Origin of the sequence: Corynebacterium hylobatis (assembly GCF_003955685.1) — a bacterium.
Lineage (GTDB): Bacteria > Actinomycetota > Actinomycetes > Mycobacteriales > Mycobacteriaceae > Corynebacterium > Corynebacterium hylobatis.
On record NZ_RXHJ01000024.1, the window covers coordinates 17,718 to 34,729 of the forward strand.

14 protein-coding genes are annotated in these 17,012 nt (G+C 63.4%); 8 read left to right on the plus strand and 6 right to left on the minus strand.

The genetic code is table 11. The annotated features are described in order from the left end of the window. Positions 1-257 precede the first annotated feature (257 nt). Positions 258-1,142 carry a fructose bisphosphate aldolase gene (locus tag EAH68_RS13770; RefSeq protein WP_126121918.1) on the plus strand — a complete coding sequence of 295 codons (885 nt, stop codon included), beginning with the start codon at positions 258-260 and terminating at the stop codon, positions 1,140-1,142. A gap of 112 nt (positions 1,143-1,254) precedes the next feature. Here the strand turns inward: EAH68_RS13770 and EAH68_RS13775 are convergent, their stop codons facing one another. The 6 genes from EAH68_RS13775 to EAH68_RS13800 form a co-directional block, all read right to left on the minus strand. Then, positions 1,255-2,307, minus strand: coding sequence for a type II glyceraldehyde-3-phosphate dehydrogenase (locus EAH68_RS13775; protein ID WP_126121919.1), 1,053 nt, complete (start codon positions 2,305-2,307; stop codon positions 1,255-1,257). An 87-nt stretch (positions 2,308-2,394) separates the two neighbouring features. After that, the gene (locus EAH68_RS13780; RefSeq protein ID WP_126121920.1) at positions 2,395-3,057 is read right to left on the minus strand and encodes a DUF305 domain-containing protein; all 663 of its coding nucleotides are present in this window, start codon (positions 3,055-3,057) and stop codon (positions 2,395-2,397) included. Positions 3,058-3,109: 52 nt separating this feature from the next. Then, a complete protein-coding gene (locus EAH68_RS13785) occupies positions 3,110-5,341 on the minus strand; it encodes a copper-translocating P-type ATPase (RefSeq protein WP_126121921.1) in 2,232 nt (743 codons plus the stop codon). Positions 5,342-5,391: 50 nt separating this feature from the next. After that, the gene (locus tag EAH68_RS13790; protein ID WP_126121922.1) at positions 5,392-5,733 is read right to left on the minus strand and encodes a heavy-metal-associated domain-containing protein; all 342 of its coding nucleotides are present in this window, start codon (positions 5,731-5,733) and stop codon (positions 5,392-5,394) included. A gap of 47 nt (positions 5,734-5,780) precedes the next feature. Continuing rightward, positions 5,781-6,968: a sensor histidine kinase gene (locus tag EAH68_RS13795; protein ID WP_126121923.1), complete on the minus strand. Its 1,188-nt coding sequence runs from the start codon at positions 6,966-6,968 to the stop codon at positions 5,781-5,783. Then, positions 6,965-7,675 (minus strand): response regulator transcription factor, encoded by a 711-nt coding sequence (locus EAH68_RS13800; protein WP_126121924.1) that lies wholly within the window; start codon positions 7,673-7,675, stop codon positions 6,965-6,967. The genes EAH68_RS13795 and EAH68_RS13800 overlap by 4 nt, the downstream gene beginning before the upstream one ends. Positions 7,676-8,064: 389 nt before the next feature. Between EAH68_RS13800 and EAH68_RS13805 the strand changes: the two genes are divergently transcribed. The 7 genes from EAH68_RS13805 (at position 8,065) to lnt (ending at position 16,378) form a co-directional block, all read left to right on the plus strand. After that, positions 8,065-8,640, plus strand: a complete 576-nt coding sequence (locus EAH68_RS13805) for a CueP family metal-binding protein (protein WP_126121925.1) — start codon at positions 8,065-8,067, stop codon at positions 8,638-8,640. Between the two features lie 72 nt (positions 8,641-8,712). After that, a complete protein-coding gene (locus EAH68_RS13810; protein WP_126121926.1) occupies positions 8,713-10,197 on the plus strand; it encodes a multicopper oxidase family protein in 1,485 nt (494 codons plus the stop codon). A gap of 154 nt (positions 10,198-10,351) precedes the next feature. Further along, on the plus strand, positions 10,352-10,966 hold the full coding sequence (locus tag EAH68_RS13815) for a TlpA family protein disulfide reductase (RefSeq protein ID WP_126121927.1): 615 nt from the start codon (positions 10,352-10,354) through the stop codon (positions 10,964-10,966). Continuing rightward, positions 10,963-11,775 carry a cytochrome c biogenesis CcdA family protein gene (locus EAH68_RS13820; protein ID WP_126121928.1) on the plus strand — a complete coding sequence of 271 codons (813 nt, stop codon included), beginning with the start codon at positions 10,963-10,965 and terminating at the stop codon, positions 11,773-11,775. Before EAH68_RS13815 ends, EAH68_RS13820 begins: the two co-directional genes overlap by 4 nt. A gap of 90 nt (positions 11,776-11,865) precedes the next feature. Beyond that, a complete protein-coding gene (resB, locus tag EAH68_RS13825; protein WP_126121929.1) occupies positions 11,866-13,545 on the plus strand; it encodes a cytochrome c biogenesis protein ResB in 1,680 nt (559 codons plus the stop codon). Between the two features lie 36 nt (positions 13,546-13,581). Then, entirely contained in the window at positions 13,582-14,610 is a 1,029-nt protein-coding gene (ccsB, locus tag EAH68_RS13830; protein ID WP_126121930.1) for a c-type cytochrome biogenesis protein CcsB, read from the plus strand. Between the two features lie 205 nt (positions 14,611-14,815). Then, positions 14,816-16,378: an apolipoprotein N-acyltransferase gene (gene lnt / locus EAH68_RS13835; protein WP_241228478.1), complete on the plus strand. Its 1,563-nt coding sequence runs from the start codon at positions 14,816-14,818 to the stop codon at positions 16,376-16,378. The last annotated feature ends 634 nt before the right edge of the window (positions 16,379-17,012 follow it).

The window sequence follows — 17,012 nt, forward strand, 5'->3', positions numbered from 1 at the left end:
CACAGGACGAAGCCGTGGGCACGACCTGCTCCCTCCGGCGGAGAGGGCAGCTGTCGAAGATGCACGCTGGCCGAGCACCACCGGGGAAGAGCCGTCATGATGCAGATCCTCGGTGTTGACCTCAGGTGTGTCTTACTTCACGGTCAACCAGAGGGACAGGAACCACACCGGGATACGACAACGAGCACCGTGTCCTGGGACCGAGGCGCAGCAGGCTCGAAAACATGGTTACAACTTGCTAGGCGGAAGGAAATGTCATGGATCCAGGGAAATACAACATGGTCAGGGCCGGTACAGGCTTCATCGCGGCGTTGGATCAAAGTGGGGGCAGTACCCCGAAAGCGCTGAAACTTTATGGGATCAATGAGGACGCCTACTCCAGTGAGGAGGAGATGTTTGATCTGGTGCATAAGATGCGCCGGCGCATCATCACCAGCCCCAGCTTCGACTGTGACGAGATCCTGGGGGTGATTATGTTCGAGGACACCATGGACCGCGACATCGGGGGAATACCCACCGGGGAGTACCTGTGGAATGTCAAAGGCATGGTGCCGTTCCTCAAGATTGACAAGGGCCTGGCGGAAGAAACCGATGGGGCTCAGGTCATGAAGCCTCTCCCTGACTTAGATGACCTGCTTGCCCGTGCGGTCAGCAAGAAGATGTTCGGTACCAAAATGCGCTCGTTCATCAAGCTTCCCGGGCAGGGGGTGGACGCTGTCGTGGCGCAGCAGTTTGCGATCGCTCAGCAGATCCTCGGGTTCGGGCTGGTGCCCATTATTGAGCCTGAGGTCGACATCCACAGTCCCCGGAAAACCGAGGTAGAAGACCAGCTCCGGGGGGCCCTGCGCACAGAGCTGGACCAGCTCAAGGAGGACCAGGCGGTCATCCTCAAACTGACGCTTCCGGACACGGATGACTTCTACCGCGAGTTCGTGGAACATCCGCGGGTGATCCGGGTGCTGGCACTATCGGGGGGTTACTCACGCGCGGAAGCGAACGCTCGCCTGGCACGCAACCGCGGGATGATCGCCAGTTTCTCCCGCGCCCTGACCGAAGGGCTCACCGTTACCCAGGATGACGTCGAATTCGACGCTGTCCTGGCACAAGCAATCGGCACCATCGCGGAAGCATCTCGTACCTGAGTGCGTCTTCGAAAGAAGGCGCGGTGCGTCTGATCACCTGGGCAAACGGCGGTGCCCGACCCGGATAGCTCATATCCGGGTCGGGCACCGCCGTGGGTGTCTGCTGCGTGAATCAGCTGGTGGGCGCAGGGGAGACAAAGTCCGCGCGTACCCCCAGGGCACGATCGGTGCGCTGGATGGATTCATCACCGTCTTCCACGGTGCCAGCCAGGGCACGGATCGCGTCGATGTTCTCGGGGACCACGATGGCCTGGTTATCGACCGTGTACGTCCAGTACAACTCATTGCCCTGCACGGTCAGGATGTCCTCCCAGATGGCGACCTCATACATATCACCTCGTGGCCTACCTAGATCTCGCATCAGTTCGACGGTGCTGTTGACCGCCACGATGCCATCGGAGCGTCGCACGAAAGCGATCCGCGGCATCGCCTTCAACGCCTCGAGAACCTCTGCTGCGTCTGCCGGACGGGTCAGCTCGATGGTCCAGAAATGCAGGTGGTTGTGGGTGTGTGCTCCCTTGGCCGCCATGGTCACCACATCCAGGTCGGGGACCACCGACTGGGCGTCCGGGCCCTGATGGCTGGGGATCCTGCCTTCGGGAACGATGGTGTTCATGATCCCCGAGTGATCGGATTCCCACGGATCGGTGGCCCGTCGGACGAGCACTCCGCGTGCTTTGGTCAGCAACCCAGCGTTTTTGAGTGCGGTCAGAGTGCGGACAGTTCCGGTGGTGTTGCAGGACACCACGCGGGTGGTGTCGCGTCCGAGCGTGGAACTGTAGTTGGCGTTGGCAACAAAAGAGTGACCGGTGAGACTGTGCTTCTCCCCGCCCTGGAACACGGACTTGACTCCATGCGTGCGGTAGAGGTCGAGGTTGCCGGCCCCGATTGTGGCCGGGGTGCAGTCCACCACGACGTCAGCGTTGTCGAGCAGGTCCGATAGGTTTCCGGCGACAGGATATCCGGCCTCGCTCATCTCCTGGTGGGCTTCTTCGGTGGAAGCATACACCGGGATGCCCAGTGTGATGGCGGTGGCGACCCGGTAATCGGTGGTGACGTCGCTGACCCCGAGGAGTTCCATGTCCTCCTGGGCTCTCACCGCGTCGGCTACCCGTTTACCGATGACACCGTACCCGTTTACTGCAACCTTGATCTTAGTTGGCATATTCTTCGTCCTTCCCAGAAATCCTGGTGTGACCTGATGGTCGTATCGTCGTGCTTCTCATCTGGTGTGGTCAGGCACTGCCTTTGTTCAGAGCGCGTTGAGCATCTGCTCCATCTGGGTGATCTCGGCCTCCTGGTCTTCAATGACCTGTTCAGCCAGGGCGATGGCCTGCGGGTTTTGGCCGTCAGTGACCTCATCGCGGGCCATCTCGACAGCGCCCTCGTGGTGGGCGGTCATCTGCTCCAGGTAGAGCTGGGCCGCCTCAGTGCCCTGGGCGTCGTCGAGGGCTGCCATGTCCTGCTCGCTCATCATCCCGCTCATCCCGCCATGGTCCATCCCACCCATGTCACCGGTGACCGGCTCTTCTCCCCAGGCCTCGAGCATGGTGTTCATCCGGTCAATCTCGGGGCCCTGAGCGTCAATGACGCCCTCGGCGAAGTCAGCGACCTCGGTCGGGATATCATCCTTGGCCAGGAGCATCTCGCTCATCTCCACGGCCTGCTGGTGATGCGGGATCATCATCTGCGCGAACATGATGTCGGCGTCATTGTGCTCGGCGGAGACCTCTCCAGCCGCCCCCGTCTCTGTTTCAGTACCTGTGGTGGCTCCGGTCGTCTCGGCGGTGTCGGGGGCTGATGTCGTGGCGATGGTCGTGGCGTCGGTGTTTTCTCCCTCGGTACCGTCTGCACAGGCGGACAAAACCAGGGTGGAGGCCACGGCGAGGGTGGCGAGGGTGATGGTGCGCTTCATGAGGTTCCCTTTCAGAAGATGTGCATGGGGGGAGTCGATGATGGAGTACATGTCAGTGGACGGTGGCCGCAGGGCTCAGGGCAGTGTGCTCATCCTTCCGGTCAGTGGGGGCCAGGTGGGCCGGATCCAGATCAATCCGACGCAGCAGCTGGGCGTTGAGGGCGACGATGATCGTGGACAGGGACATCAAGATGGCAGCGGCCGCCGGGGGAAGCAGAATACCGATGGGGGCGAGCACACCGGCGGCCAGCGGCACGGCCACGATGTTGTAACCGGTCGCCCAGATGAGGTTCTGGACCATCTTGCGGTAGCTGGCCCGCGAGAGCTCAATCATCGACAACACCGCCCGCGGATCGTCGCTGGCCAGGACCACCCCGGCGGATTCCATGGCCACATCGGTGCCGGCACCAATGGCGATGCCGACCTCGGCACGCGCCAGAGCGGGGGCGTCGTTGACGCCGTCACCGACCATGGCCACGCTCAGGCCACGATCCTGCAGCTGCGTGACCTTGGTGTCCTTGTCCTGGGGCAGGACCTCGGCAAAGACCTCATCAATCCCCAGGTCCCTGCCCACTGCCTGGGCCACCTGCTGGGCGTCGCCAGTAATCATCGCGACCTTGATGCCATGGCGCTGCAGGGCGCGCACCGCGGCACGGGATTCGGGGCGGACCTTGTCCTCGACCGCCACGGCACCGATGATCTCTCCGTCACGGACGACATGGAGGACACCGGCCCCACGCCCGGTCCAGGAGCTGGTGGTGTCGGTGATCTCACCCGGTGGGGTGAGGCCGAACTCGCGCAGCATGTTCGGCCCACCGACGACAATGTCGGAGCCGTTCACCCGGGCACGCACCCCCCGGCCGGAGGCCGCAGTGAAGTTCTCGCCGCGCATGTGCTGGCGGGAGGCCTCGGGGTGTGCGGCGGCGGCTGCGACGATGGCACGGGCCACGGGGTGCTCACTGTCGGCCTCCGCAGCAGCCGCCAGCGCCAGCAGCTCGCCCTCGGTGACGGCGTCAGCTGCTACGACACCGGTGACCGCGTGCGCGCCTTCGGTCAGGGTGCCGGTCTTGTCGAAGAGCACCACATCGATGGTGCGCATGCGCTCCAGGGCCAACCGGTCCTTGATGAGGACGCCGGATTTCGCGGCCCGCTCGGTGGAGATCGCGATGACCAGGGGGATGGCCAGGCCCAGGGCATGCGGGCAGGCGATGATCAGCACCGTCACCGCGCGCACGACGGCATCGTCTGGGCTACCCAGCACGGTCCACACCACTGCGGTGATCAGGGCAACGATGAGGGCGAACCAGAACAGGAAGGCTGCTGCGCGGTCGGCCAGGGCTTGTGCCCGGGAGGAGGATTCCTGGGCGTCGGCGACCATGCGCTGGATCCCGGCCAGGGCGGTGTCCCCGCCGGTGGCCTCGACGCGCACGCGGACGGTGTTGTCGGTGGCGACGGTACCCGCGACCACCTTGTCACCGGTGTCGCGGAAGACGGGTCGGGATTCGCCGGTGATCATCGCCTCATCGAATTCGGCCGCACCATCAATGATGGTTCCGTCGGCCGGCACCCGGGCACCGGCCCGCACGAGCACGACATCGTCGACGGTGAGCTCTGAGATGGCGACGGTGCGGGTGGTCCCGTCTTCCACTTTTTCGGCCTCATCCGGCAGGAGTGCGGCCAGGGCGTCGAGTGCTGAGGAGGCCGCTCCGAGGGCGCGCATCTCCAGCCAGTGGCCCAGCAGCATGATGGTCACCAGCAGGGCCAGCTCCCACCAGAAATCCAGGTGGAATCCGCCAATCTCCAGGGTGGTGACCCAGGAGGCGAGGAATGCGACGGTAATAGCCATGGCGATCAGCAGCATCATCCCCGGTTGGCGGGATTTCAGCTCGGTCATTGCACCCTTGAGGAAGGGGCTGCCGCCGTAGACGAAGATGATCGTGCCCAGGACCGGAGGAATCCAGTAGGCTCCCGGAATCTCCGGAATACTGTATCCCAGTAGATCGGCGAACATCGGGCTGAAAAACACCACCGGCACCGACAGGATCAGCGACCACCAGAAGTATTTTCTGAACATCGCGGTGCTGTGACCGGCGTGGTCGCCGTGACTGTGGACCTGGTGCTCCTCATCCAGGGCCGAGTGCGGGTGCTCGTGCGGCATCGCCTGGCCGTGGGTGTCGGTATCCGCATGGTGCTCGTGACCGGCCTGGTCGGTGAGGTTGGTGTGCCCCGCTTCCGGGGCGGGGTGATCACCGTGGTGATCACCGTGATGGTGGGGAGTGTTCATGACATTCCTTCCGTTCAACCCGGTCAGGGTTGAGCTGGTGGATGGACCAATCAGGAAATGACGCTGTAGCCGGCTGCTGCAATGGCGTCCTTGACCACCTGCGGGGAGGCGGCACCAGTGACGGTGACGGTGGAGACACCACCGGCGGCAAGGTCAATCTGAACGTCGTCGACCTGGGGCAGCGCACGGACAGCCTTGGTGACGCTGCTGATGCAGTGACCGCAGGTCATGCCGGTGACCTGGTAGACGGTGGGAACATCGGGGCCTGCGTTGGTTTTCGTGGCGGCAGGGGCGGAGGAGGTTTCCACGGAAGGCGTAGAGGGGGCAGAGGGTGCGCAGCACCCACAGCCGTCGGAGGCCATCGGCAGCAAGGGGGGAGTCGGGGTGGTCATCGGATCGCTCCTTCGGATCGGTGAATCGGGCAAGGTCTCGCCTTTCACTATATACCCCTATGGGGTATCTTTCGAGGGGTGGTGAGAATCGTTGCCTCATCGGGACGGTCGACGCTCATCAGTGCGGTTCTTTCCGGGAGCAGCGGAAGAGCGATGGTGAAGATCGATCCGGCACCAGGTCCGGAAGAGGTAGCGGTGAGTGTCCCGCCGTGAGCTTCCACCAGCGCCCGGGAGATGGTCAGGCCGATACCGGAACCGCCGTGGTCCCGGTCGCGGGCGGTGTCCCCGCGGTAGAACCGCTCGAAGATGTGCCCCAGTTGGTCTGCAGTCATCCCGTCCCCGGTGTCGGTGACCTCGATGAGGACACTGTCGGCCCCTCGGCGGGCGGCACCGATGGTGACCTGACCGCCGGGCGGGGTGTGGCGCAGTGCGTTGGTCAGCAGGTTGCCCATGACCTGGCCGAAGCGTTGAGGGTCGACGACCACCCTGGCCGTGCCTGTGGCAGCCTCGACCTGCAACCCGACGCCCTTATCGACGTAGGATTCCTGAGCTGCCGCGGCCGAGGAGTGAAGAAGGTGGCCAAGATCTTCCTCGGTCACATCCAGGTCCATCTGATTTTCCTGGGCCCGGGAGACATCGTCGATGTCCTCAACCAGGCGGGTCAGGCGGGTGAGCTGCTCCGCCATGACTGAGTTTGTGGCAAGGTCCCAGTCCACCACGCCGTCTTCCAGACCATCAAGGTAGACCGACAGCACGGAGACCGGAGTACGCATCTCATGCGCCAGATCTGAGAGCATCTGCCGTCGCAGGTCCTCGGTATGTTCGAGCCGGTCAGCCATGGTGTTGAAGGCCTGGGCCAACGTGGCGACCTCGGGTCCGGCATCCCCGGCAGGAACCCGCACGCGGTAGTTGCCGGCAGCGACGGCCACCGACGCCCGGGTCAGGTTCTGCAAAGGGGTGCGCAGTCGGCGCGAGAGCCACAGGCTGGCGATCAGCGCGCAGATCAGGGCGGTCGGCAGCGCCACGGCCAGGGTGATCAGGTTGGCGTCCCGGTAGGCCTGCTCGGCGTGGAACAACTCCAGGGAAGGGTCAGGCTGGCCGGTCATCAACATATGATCGTGAAACACCGGTGGACCCACCAGGGAAGCCACCGCCGCGGCGACGAGCAGGCTGATCGCCACGACCAGCACCTGGGCGGCCAGGAAGCGGAACATCAGGCTGGTTTCGGTTTTCATGCCCGCCCCATCCGGTAGCCGACCCCACGAACGGTCTCGATAAAGCCCCGCCCCTTTGAGTCAGTGCCGAGCTTGCGGCGGAGGTTGCCGATGTGGACGTCGATGATGCGTTCATCCCCGACCCAGGAGGTGTCCCAGACATCGGTGACCAGTTCGTGGCGGGACAGGACCTGGCCGCGGCGCAGTGCGAGGACGGCCAGCAGTTCACACTCGGTGCGGGTCAGATCAACGAGTACATCGCCGACCCGTGCCTCATGGGCGATGGGATCGATGACCAGCTCGCCGACCGTGAGCGGGGTAGCCATGGTGGTGGCCCGGGGCCGGCGTAGGACGGCATGGATGCGGGTGACCAGTTCCCGGATACTGAACGGTTTGGTGATGTAGTCATCGGCCCCCGCCGTCAGACCGGTGATCTTGTCGTCCTCACTACCCCGGGCGGTAAGCATGAGGATGTAGCAGTCGGAGAAGGCACGGATCTGTCGGCAGACCTCCAGGCCATCCAGGCCAGGCAGGCCGAGATCCAGCACGATGACATCTGGGGTGAAACGGCGGGCCTCCTCCAGCGCCTGGGGTCCGGTGTGGGCCTGGGTGACGGTAAATCCGGCGCGTTCGAGATAGGTGGCCACCATCTCGGCCAGGGGTTTTTCATCGTCGACGACCAGGACCCGGCCAGCGGGACGATTTTCCGCCGTTGTGTGGGAAACCATGGGTGCCAGTATCACCCCAGGGCGGGTGGAATGAGGTGCTTCTGAGCGGTTATGGACGAAATCTTCATCAAGTCTTCAAGAACTTCGGTGCTCCCCCCATCGATCACCTGATCAAGAACCGGGAGTATTCACGCTCCGCTGTCCCGGAGAAAAGTATTACCACCAGGTGATTGTCATCTGTGCAGGTAGTCAACACGGGAGCCAGGGGACAATCGAAACGGGGTGAAAACGCTTCCGTTGCGGTGAGCTAGGCCACTGCCCAAGCTCCCTCAAAGAGGATGTCAGCGCTGCTAGAAGACATTTTTATTTCAGGGGAGAGGTGTCAGGGTGCTAAAGAAGTCATAGCATCAACCCCAGGTTGCATGCCACCCTGACCCGAGGAGATTGACGTGAAACGAGCAGCGATCGTGGCCCCCGCCCTCGCACTGACACTGACCGGTTGTTCCTCCGCGATGTCGGGGTCGACTGCCGCGGGGGATGTCTCGCAGGACGAGTTTTTGACCACGCACGGCCTGGCCGGCATGGACGCCGCCGGGGCCATCGATCATCTCGACCAGATGGCTGTCGCTGACCGCCCCACTGACCTGATCGCCTCGGTACGCACCGACGAGCTACTGCTCACCGACGATCATCAGGAAGTCGTCCTCGACCTGCCAGAGGACCTGACGTACGTGTCGATCGCCCCGTACGTGAACCAGACGCACGACTGCTTCTACCACAGCCTGACCACCTGCCTCGGCGAGCTCGGCAACGAGCCCATCCAGGTCACCATCACCGATGAGACGACCGGCGAGGTCCTGGTGGATGAGGAGACGACCACCTTCGACAACGGCTTCGTCGGCTTCTGGATCCCCGATGATGCCACCGGCACCATCGAAGTCACCCATCAGGGACGCACCGGTACCACCGAGTTCTCCACCACCGACGACGGCGCCACCTGCGTCACGGACCTGCGCCTGACCTGACTCATCGGCCCTGTGCTCTGCCCGATTCTTTCCCCCTGTGTCACTCCGACCTTCCCCAAGGACGTTTGAACTATGACGACTAACTTTTCCCGACGACAGCTTCTGCTCGGTGGACTCATGCTCGCCGGGACCGGTGCCCTGGCCGCCTGCGGGGGAAACAATGCCCCTGCCGCCTCCGGTCCCTCCTCATCGGCTGGCCCGTACCCGACACCGACGAACCTGGCACAACCCTCGGTACGCAAAAAGCTGACTGCCCGACCCATGTCAATCGATATCGGCGGCATCGAGGCACAAACCTGGGGATACAGCGCCGATACCGGTGAACCCGCCATCGAAACCACCGTCGGGGACGTCCTCCAGGTCGACATCACCAATGACCTGCCCGAGTCCACCTCCATCCACTGGCACGGGATTGCCCTGCACAACGCGGCCGACGGGGTTCCGGGGATGACCCAATCTCCCATTGAACCGGGGGAGACGTTTCGCTATCTCTTTGAAACCCCGCATGGGGGCACCTACTTCTACCATTCCCACAGTGGCCTGCAGCTCGACCGCGGACTGCACGCTCCGTTGATCGTCCGCGATCCCGAAGACGCGGACGACCAGGACGTCGAATGGACCATCGTGCTCGACGACTGGGTTGACGGTATCGACGGCAGCACCCCCGAGGACCAGCTGCACATGCTGACGGGGATGGGCATGGGCGACCACGGGGACATGGATATGGGTGGTGACGGGGGCATGATGGCCCACGGCACCCCCGACCCGGCTCTGGGCGGAGATGCCGGTGATGTCATGTATCCGCACTATCTCATCAACGGGCGCATCCCTAGGGCGCACCGCACGTTCCACGCCCGGCCGGGGGATAAAGCCCGCCTCCGGTTCATCAACGCAGGTGGGGACACCATCTTCAAGGTGGCGTTGGGTGGGCACCGACTGACCGTCACCCACGTCGACGGTTTCCCTGTCCGCCCCCGCGACATCGAATCGTTCTACCTCTCGATGGGCGAGCGCGTGGACGTGGAGGTGGTGCTCGGCGATGGGGCGTTCCCGCTGACTGCTCTGGCCGCCGGCAAGGACGACCGGGCCTTCGCCGTGGTCCGGACCTCCGGGGGCCGGGTCCCTGCACCAGAGACCACCTTCCCTGAGCTCAACGCTGCCGGTACCTTCCTCACCTCCTTCGAACCTGCAGAACGGGCACTTCTGCCGGAGGGCAAACCAGACCGAGAAGCCAGCATCGACCTGAGCGGGCAGATGATGCCGTATGAATGGGGCATTCTCACCGACGGCCAATCCTCCCCGGGCACCGTGCAGGAGGGCCAGCGCCTGCGGATGATCATGCGCAACAGAACCATGATGCCCCACCCCATGCACATCCACGGCCACACCTGGTCGCTGCCCGGCAGCGGCGGGCTGCGCAAGGACACCGTCCTGCTCCGCCACGGCGAAACCGTGATCGCTGATCTGATCGCCGACAACCCTGGCGAGTGGGCGTTTCACTGCCACAACGCCTACCACATGGAAACCGGGATGATGACCTCGCTTCGCTACGAGTAAGCCCACAGCATGAGTGATCACCGGGATGGGCAGGGTCGCTGCAGACCGCCCACCCCGGGCAGCCAGGTGACCTGCGTCGGTGTGGTGGTTTTGTCCTGGACAACCAGAACACCGACCCCTTTCCATCCCGTCCCGTACTAAGGAGATCTCATCCATGTCGAGCACGTTCCGCAGGGCCGCGACCGCGGCTGCCGCGGTGCTCACCGCCCTGACCCTGGTGGCCTGTTCCTCAGGCGATGGCGCCCGAAACGCCGTCGCCGTCGGGGGCACCTTCCAGTTCCACTCACCAGGAGGCCAGACCGAAATCCTCTACGCAGAAGAAGAACGCGCCCCGCTGCCGGACTTCTCCGGCCCCTCCCTCATGGCGGAGGACGAGGAGATCAACCTGTCTGATTTTGCAGGTGAGATCGTTGTCCTCAACGCCTGGGGCCAGTGGTGTGCACCCTGTCGGGCGGAAGTCGATGACCTGCAGCTTGTCCAGGAGACTCTCCAACCCCTCGGGGGCACGGTGCTGGGCATCAACGTCCGCGACTATAACCAGACCATCGCCCAGGACTTCGTCACCGACAACGCCGTGACCTACCCCTCGATCTACGACCCACCGTTTCGTACCGCAGCAGCCCTCGGCGGGGTGCCGACCTCGGTCATCCCCACCACCATCGTCCTGGACCGAAGCCACCGCCCAGCCGCGGTCTTCCTCCGCGAGGTCACCGCCGATGACATCCTCGATGTCGCCCTGCCGCTGGCCGAGGAGGCACCCGCATCATGACCGTTGATGTGATGGCCCAGTGGGCGATCGGCCAGCAGTTCGCTGACGCCGCGGCCACCGGGCCGCTGATGATCGGCATCCTGGCTGCGGCAGCCGCAGGTCTGATTTCGTTCGCCTCCCCGTGCGTGGTGCCCCTGGTGCCCGGGTACATGTCGTATCTGGCCAGTGTGGTCGGCGGGGAAGTTGACTACGACGCCCGGCGGGGTGCGGTGGTCACCAAACGCCAGTGGGCGGTAGCCGGCGCGGCCGGGTTGTTCATCCTCGGCTTCACGGTCGTCTTTGTGCTGGCCACCGTCACCGTCTTCGGGGCGATCAGCATGCTCACGCTCAACGCCGAGGCTCTCATGCGCATCGGCGGGGTGATCACCATCCTCATGGGCCTGGCGTTCATGGGCATGGTGCCCGCCCTGCAACGCGACACCCGGATGGCCCCGAAGAAATGGTCCACCTGGTTGGGTGCCCCGCTACTCGGCGGGGTCTTCGCCCTGGGGTGGACACCGTGCCTGGGGCCCACCCTGGCGGCGATCATCTCCGTGTCCGCCGGCACCGAGGGCATGACCGCTGTGCGCGGGGTCATCCTCATCATCGGCTACTGCCTGGGTCTGGGACTGCCGTTTCTTCTCATGGCGTTTGGCTCGGCCCGGGCCATGCGCACGATTGGTTGGTTGCGTCGTCATTCCCGGAAGATCCAGATATTCGGCGGGGTGCTCATGATCCTCGTGGGCATTGCCCTGGCCAGCGGGGCGTGGGCGTATTTCATCAACTTCGTGCGCCAGTGGACCGTCGAATACGGCGCCACCTTGATCTAGCACCTGGCCGCTCACCCCACCGCCCGACTGACATCCCCGCCCCGCAGCCACCACCCCCTGGGACCGGCCGCGGACTGGAAGAGGAACACCATGACCCCCCTGATGCGCACCGTAGGAACGTATCCGAAGAAGGCCTGGCACTGGCTGACCAGCATGCGCACCGCCCTGGTGCTGCTGTTCGTCCTGGCGATCGCCGCGATCCCCGGTACCGTGCTGCCCCAGCGCAGCCTCAATGAGGGCAACGTCGCCGACTATATTGCCGACAACGGCCGACTCGCCGAGATCTATGACCAACTACAACTGTTCGACGTCTTCGAATCCACCTGGTTCAACGCCATCTTCATGCTGTTGACCCTCTCCCTGATCGGCTGCATCCTGCCCCGGTCCTGGGAGCACTATAAGGCGATGAAAACCCCACCGACGCGCGCGCCGAAGCGACTGGAGCGCCTGCCGCTGCACGCCACGGGCACCGTCGATAAGCCGATGGAACAGGTCACCGGTGATGCCCGAGGTCTGCTCAAGCGGTGGAAAGTCGCTGAGTACACCCCGGACAAGGATAGGGCCGGGGTGTTTTCCCTGTCGGCGGAGCGCGGCTACACCCGCGAGCTGGCCAACCTGATCTTCCACCTGTCCCTGGTGGGCATGCTCGTCACGATTGCTGCCGGCCGGATGGTCTACTACGAGGGCATGGTCATCATCGTCACCGAATCCGGCAACTACGAGACCCCGCCGATCGAGCAGAGCACCGAGTTCTGCAACACCTCCACCGCCAACTTCGACTCCTTCCGGGCTGGTCCGACCTTTGATGGCACCGGGTTGACCACGTTTTGCTTCGATGCGCATGACTTCGCGGCTGATTACCTGCCCAACGGGCAGGCGGAGATGTTCACCTCCAATATCTCCTATGCCATCGGCGAGGACATCCTCAAGCCCAAGGAGGAGTGGACCGATTACCAGTTGCAGGTCAACCACCCCCTGCGGGTGGCCGGGGACCGCATCTACCTCATGGGCCACGGCTATGCCCCGACTTTCACCGTCACCTGGCCCAACGGGGAATCCCGCACGCAGACCCTGCAGTTCGGCCCGGAGGATCCGGTCTTCTTCCTGTCCTCTGGGGCCATGCGGTTTGATCCGCCGGCAGGGATGTACCCCGACATTTATGACCGTCGCCAGAACCAAATCGCCCTGGAAGGCCTCTTTGCCCCCACCGCCGAGTGGGGCGGGGACAACGGTCAACTATTGACCTCCGCGTTTCCAGCGATGCGCGACCCGGCGGTGGCCATTGACATCTACCGCGGTGATGCGGGTCTGGACACCGGGCGCTCCCAGTCGATCTTCGAACTCGAACCCACCCTGATCAGCAACGGACAGTTGCAGAAGATCGAACGGGTCAACCTCCTGCAGGGCGAGGAGGTGACCCTGGATGACGGTACGACCGTCGCCTTCGACGGGGCCAGTGAATTCGCCAACTTCCAGATCAGCCACGACCCCTTCCAACCCTGGGTGCTGGTGACCACCGTGCTCATGCTGTCCTCGCTGATCGGCTCACTGGTCATCAAACGGCGACGGATCTGGATCCGTCTGCGACCTTCCGCCGACGGGGCCACCACGTTCGTGGAGATGGGTGGCCTGGCACGTACCGACCGTGCTGGCTGGGGTGGGGAGTTCGACAGGCTCCACCGTGACCTGCTCGGCCTGCCTGATCCGGACGACATCGATGAGGAGGTCCAGGAGAACATCCCCGTTCTGGTCACCAGCTCCAGTCAATAACACCCGCCCTTTAAGCGATAAGGACTTCATCCCTTGATGCCTGTTAATCAGACTCTTGCCACCTTCTCTGACACCGCCTTCCAGACCGCGTTCGTGATCTACCTGCTCGCCCTGGTGCTCTCCCTCGTGCACTACGTGAAGATGCAGGGGGTCATCGATGCCCGACGGGCCCGCGAAGACATCCCACATCCTGAATATGCCGCCGTGGGTGCCGGTGACAGCCCCGCTGACCTCAGTGACCGCTCCACGGGGGACGTCGTCGAGGATTCCCCGCTCAGCGATGAGCAATTTGCTGTCCGGGAGGCTTCCGCCCATAAATTCGGCGGCATGACCCAGATGCTGGTCTGGTTGGGGGCAGTGGTCCACCTGATGTCGGTGGTCCTGCGGGGCTTAGCCACTGATCGCTTCCCGCTGGGCAACATGTACGAGTACATCTCCATGATCTGTGTGCTGGCGGTCATGGCCGCAGCCCTGGCCATTCAACGCCGCGAATGGCGCAGCATGTGGCCCTGGCTGCTGGTCCCCGTCCTCGTCCTGCTGTTCTTCGCCGGCACCAGCCTCTACTCCGACTCCGCCCCGGTGGTGCCTGCCCTGCAATCCTACTGGTTGCCCGTCCATGTCTCCACCGTGTCTCTGGGCGCGGCGATCGGCATCGTGTCGGGTATCGCCTCCCTGCTCTACCTGCTGCGCATCTGGCAGCCGAAGGGTGCGGAGCGCGGCTTCTTCGGGGCTGTGGCCAAGCCGCTGCCGAGTGCGAAAAAGTTGGATGCCCTGGCCTACAAGTCCGCCATCATCACGTTGCCGGTGCTGGGTCTGGGCATTGTCCTGGGGGCGATCTGGGCGGAAGCTGCCTGGGGCCGGTTCTGGGGGTGGGATCCGAAGGAGACCGCCTCCTTTATCTCCTGGGTGCTCTACGCCGCCTACCTGCATGCGCGTGCCACGGCTGGGTGGCGTGATCACAAGGCCGCGTGGATCAATATTCTGGCCTTGGCCACGATGATCTTCAACCTGTTTTTCGTCAACCTGGTGGTCTCTGGTCTGCATTCCTACGCTGGCCTGAACTAAATCCGGCTTCATCAGCAGTCGGGTGGACACCTTCAGAGACGCGGAAAAGCATTGAAAGTTGCGGTGGATGGCTGGAAGGATTGTTCCTGTTCACGGCTCATCAGCGGTCCAGAAAAGATCGTGCTCTCCGGTGAGACCTGGTACTGCAGTGGGTACGAGGACGTCCCGGATTTCCCGGGAGATAGCGGGTACTAACGGACGTAGATTGGCCAGCCATTCCGCGCTCATGGTGGGGGCCGCGGTCGCGTGGTGGCTGGCGCTGCCCCCACGGGGTTGGTGGGTGCTGTTCCCGGTAGGTGTGGCTATATTCATATTGGCGCTGGCAGGTCAACCCCTCCGCAACCGTCTGTGGCTCGGTGTGCTGGGCGGGGTGGTCCACTACGCTCTTGCTCTGCGTTGGCTCACCGACTTTAATACTGCCGGATACGTTGCTGTTGTTGCCATCCAGACGCTGTTATTAATGCTGGTTGCCGCGGTATCTTCTAGCGAGCCAGCTTTTCGCCGTCGCTGGCCTGTCTGGTGGCTGCTCACCCCTGCTGCCCTGGTGATGCTGGAAGCGGTGCAACACCGGTTCCCATTCGGTGGTTTTCCGCTTCCTGCTTTCGGATACAGCCAGGCCGACGGTCCGTTTATGGCTGCAGCACCCCTGGGTGGGACTCTCCTGGCGACCGCGCTGGCTGCAGTTGCCGGGGCCGTAGTTGCCGCTGTCATTCTCGAGCCGCGACGAGCCCGTGGCCTATCCGTAGTCGCAATTGTTGTGGTACTCGCTGTCCCGGGGTTCGCGCCGGCGATCGTCGATGATGCGGTAGAAGACACCCTGAAGGTCGTCCTCGTGCAGGGTGGTGGCCCCCGCGGGCTTCGCGCGGTCAATACCGATCCGTTTGATACCACCCGCCGGCATTTACAAGCTGCCGGAGACATCACTGGGGACCCTGATCTGGTTCTGCTGCCCGAAAACGTCGCCAATGTCGACGAGACGGTCGATGGGACGGTTGTTGATGCATCTTTTGCCGAGCTGGCCCGCCAGCTCGACACGAACGTCGTGGTCGGTATTACCGAGTCCGACGGTGAGCATTTCCGGAACGCATCCATATTATGGGGACCAGACGGCACCCGGTCGGGACGCTATGAGAAGCACCACCGTGTGCCATTCGGCGAGTATCTCCCCATGCGCAACCTGATTGAACGACTCAGTGACGACGCACGGTTCATCCCCCGCGACGCCATTATCGGCGAGGGCCCGGCGGTGCTCGATCCCAGCGAGGCACCACGACTGGGGATCGTCATTTCTTATGAGGTGTTCTTCGCCGACCGGGTTGCCGACGCCGTCCGCAATGGTGGGCAGCTGCTGCTCGCCCCGACTAACGCCGCATCATTTGTGACCGAGGAAGTACCCGCCATTGAAGTGGCCGCGTCCCGGATGCGTGCCAGCGAGTTTGGCCGCACAGTTCTCCAAGCTGCCCCCACCGGGTACTCGGCCATCATCCAGCCCGACGGAACAGTGTCACAACTCAGTGACTTGAGCACAAGCGAACTACTGACGGCAACTGTTCCACTTCATACTGGCTTGACGCCGTACGCGCGAATGGGGGATACGCCCATGTTGGTTCTCGCGTTATTGGCTCTTGCGTGGCCGCTGGTTTCTGATCTCGTCAACTGGCTCAGGAGAAGACGGGGTCATGGAGGTATCTCCTCAAGGCAGATTCCGTCACCACCTTTCTACGTCGACGAGACGCTCGCCCTTGCTGCGTCTGACGAACCCGCATGATGGCAGCTTGAGGGACTAGTCTGACGTCCCTGGAGAGGCTGTGGAGCCCGGACAGTGGCCATGAAACAACCCGGCAATGATAGCCCTGGGGACAAGATCATTCCCCGATAATGGGGCAAAGCCCGGTACTGCCAAGCTCCTCCACTGGAGGCCGGAGAAAAACTGAGTACACCCCGAAGACATTCCCTGCGTTGCTCTATCGAGCGAGTGGCGGCATGCTTTTGCGACAGGTCCAAAAGAAGGACCGACGCTCGGACCTCCGCGGGGATACCACCGGTCACAGGGGCAGAAGCCGGAAGCTGGTGGTCATGACCACACCCATCACTGTCTCGTCACCGGCAGCAGCTAAAGCAATACGCGCATCGATCGTGCCCTGTATCGGTGGGCGGTTTTCTGGAGCCGTGACGTCAACGGCCAGCGCTATGCCCGGGGATCAACCCGAAGATTCCCCCTGAGCCTCCAGCAGTGTGAAGATCAACAGTCCCCGCAACTCTCCCGGGGCGAGCATTCAGACCGGCCCACAGTCAGCGATGACCTGGACCGTGTCTATCATCCAGACCCCGGAGTGGGCTGGGGACTAAGGACGGGTGTTCTCGGGGGTGGGGAGGTTAGAAGGTGATGCCGTGCTGGGCGA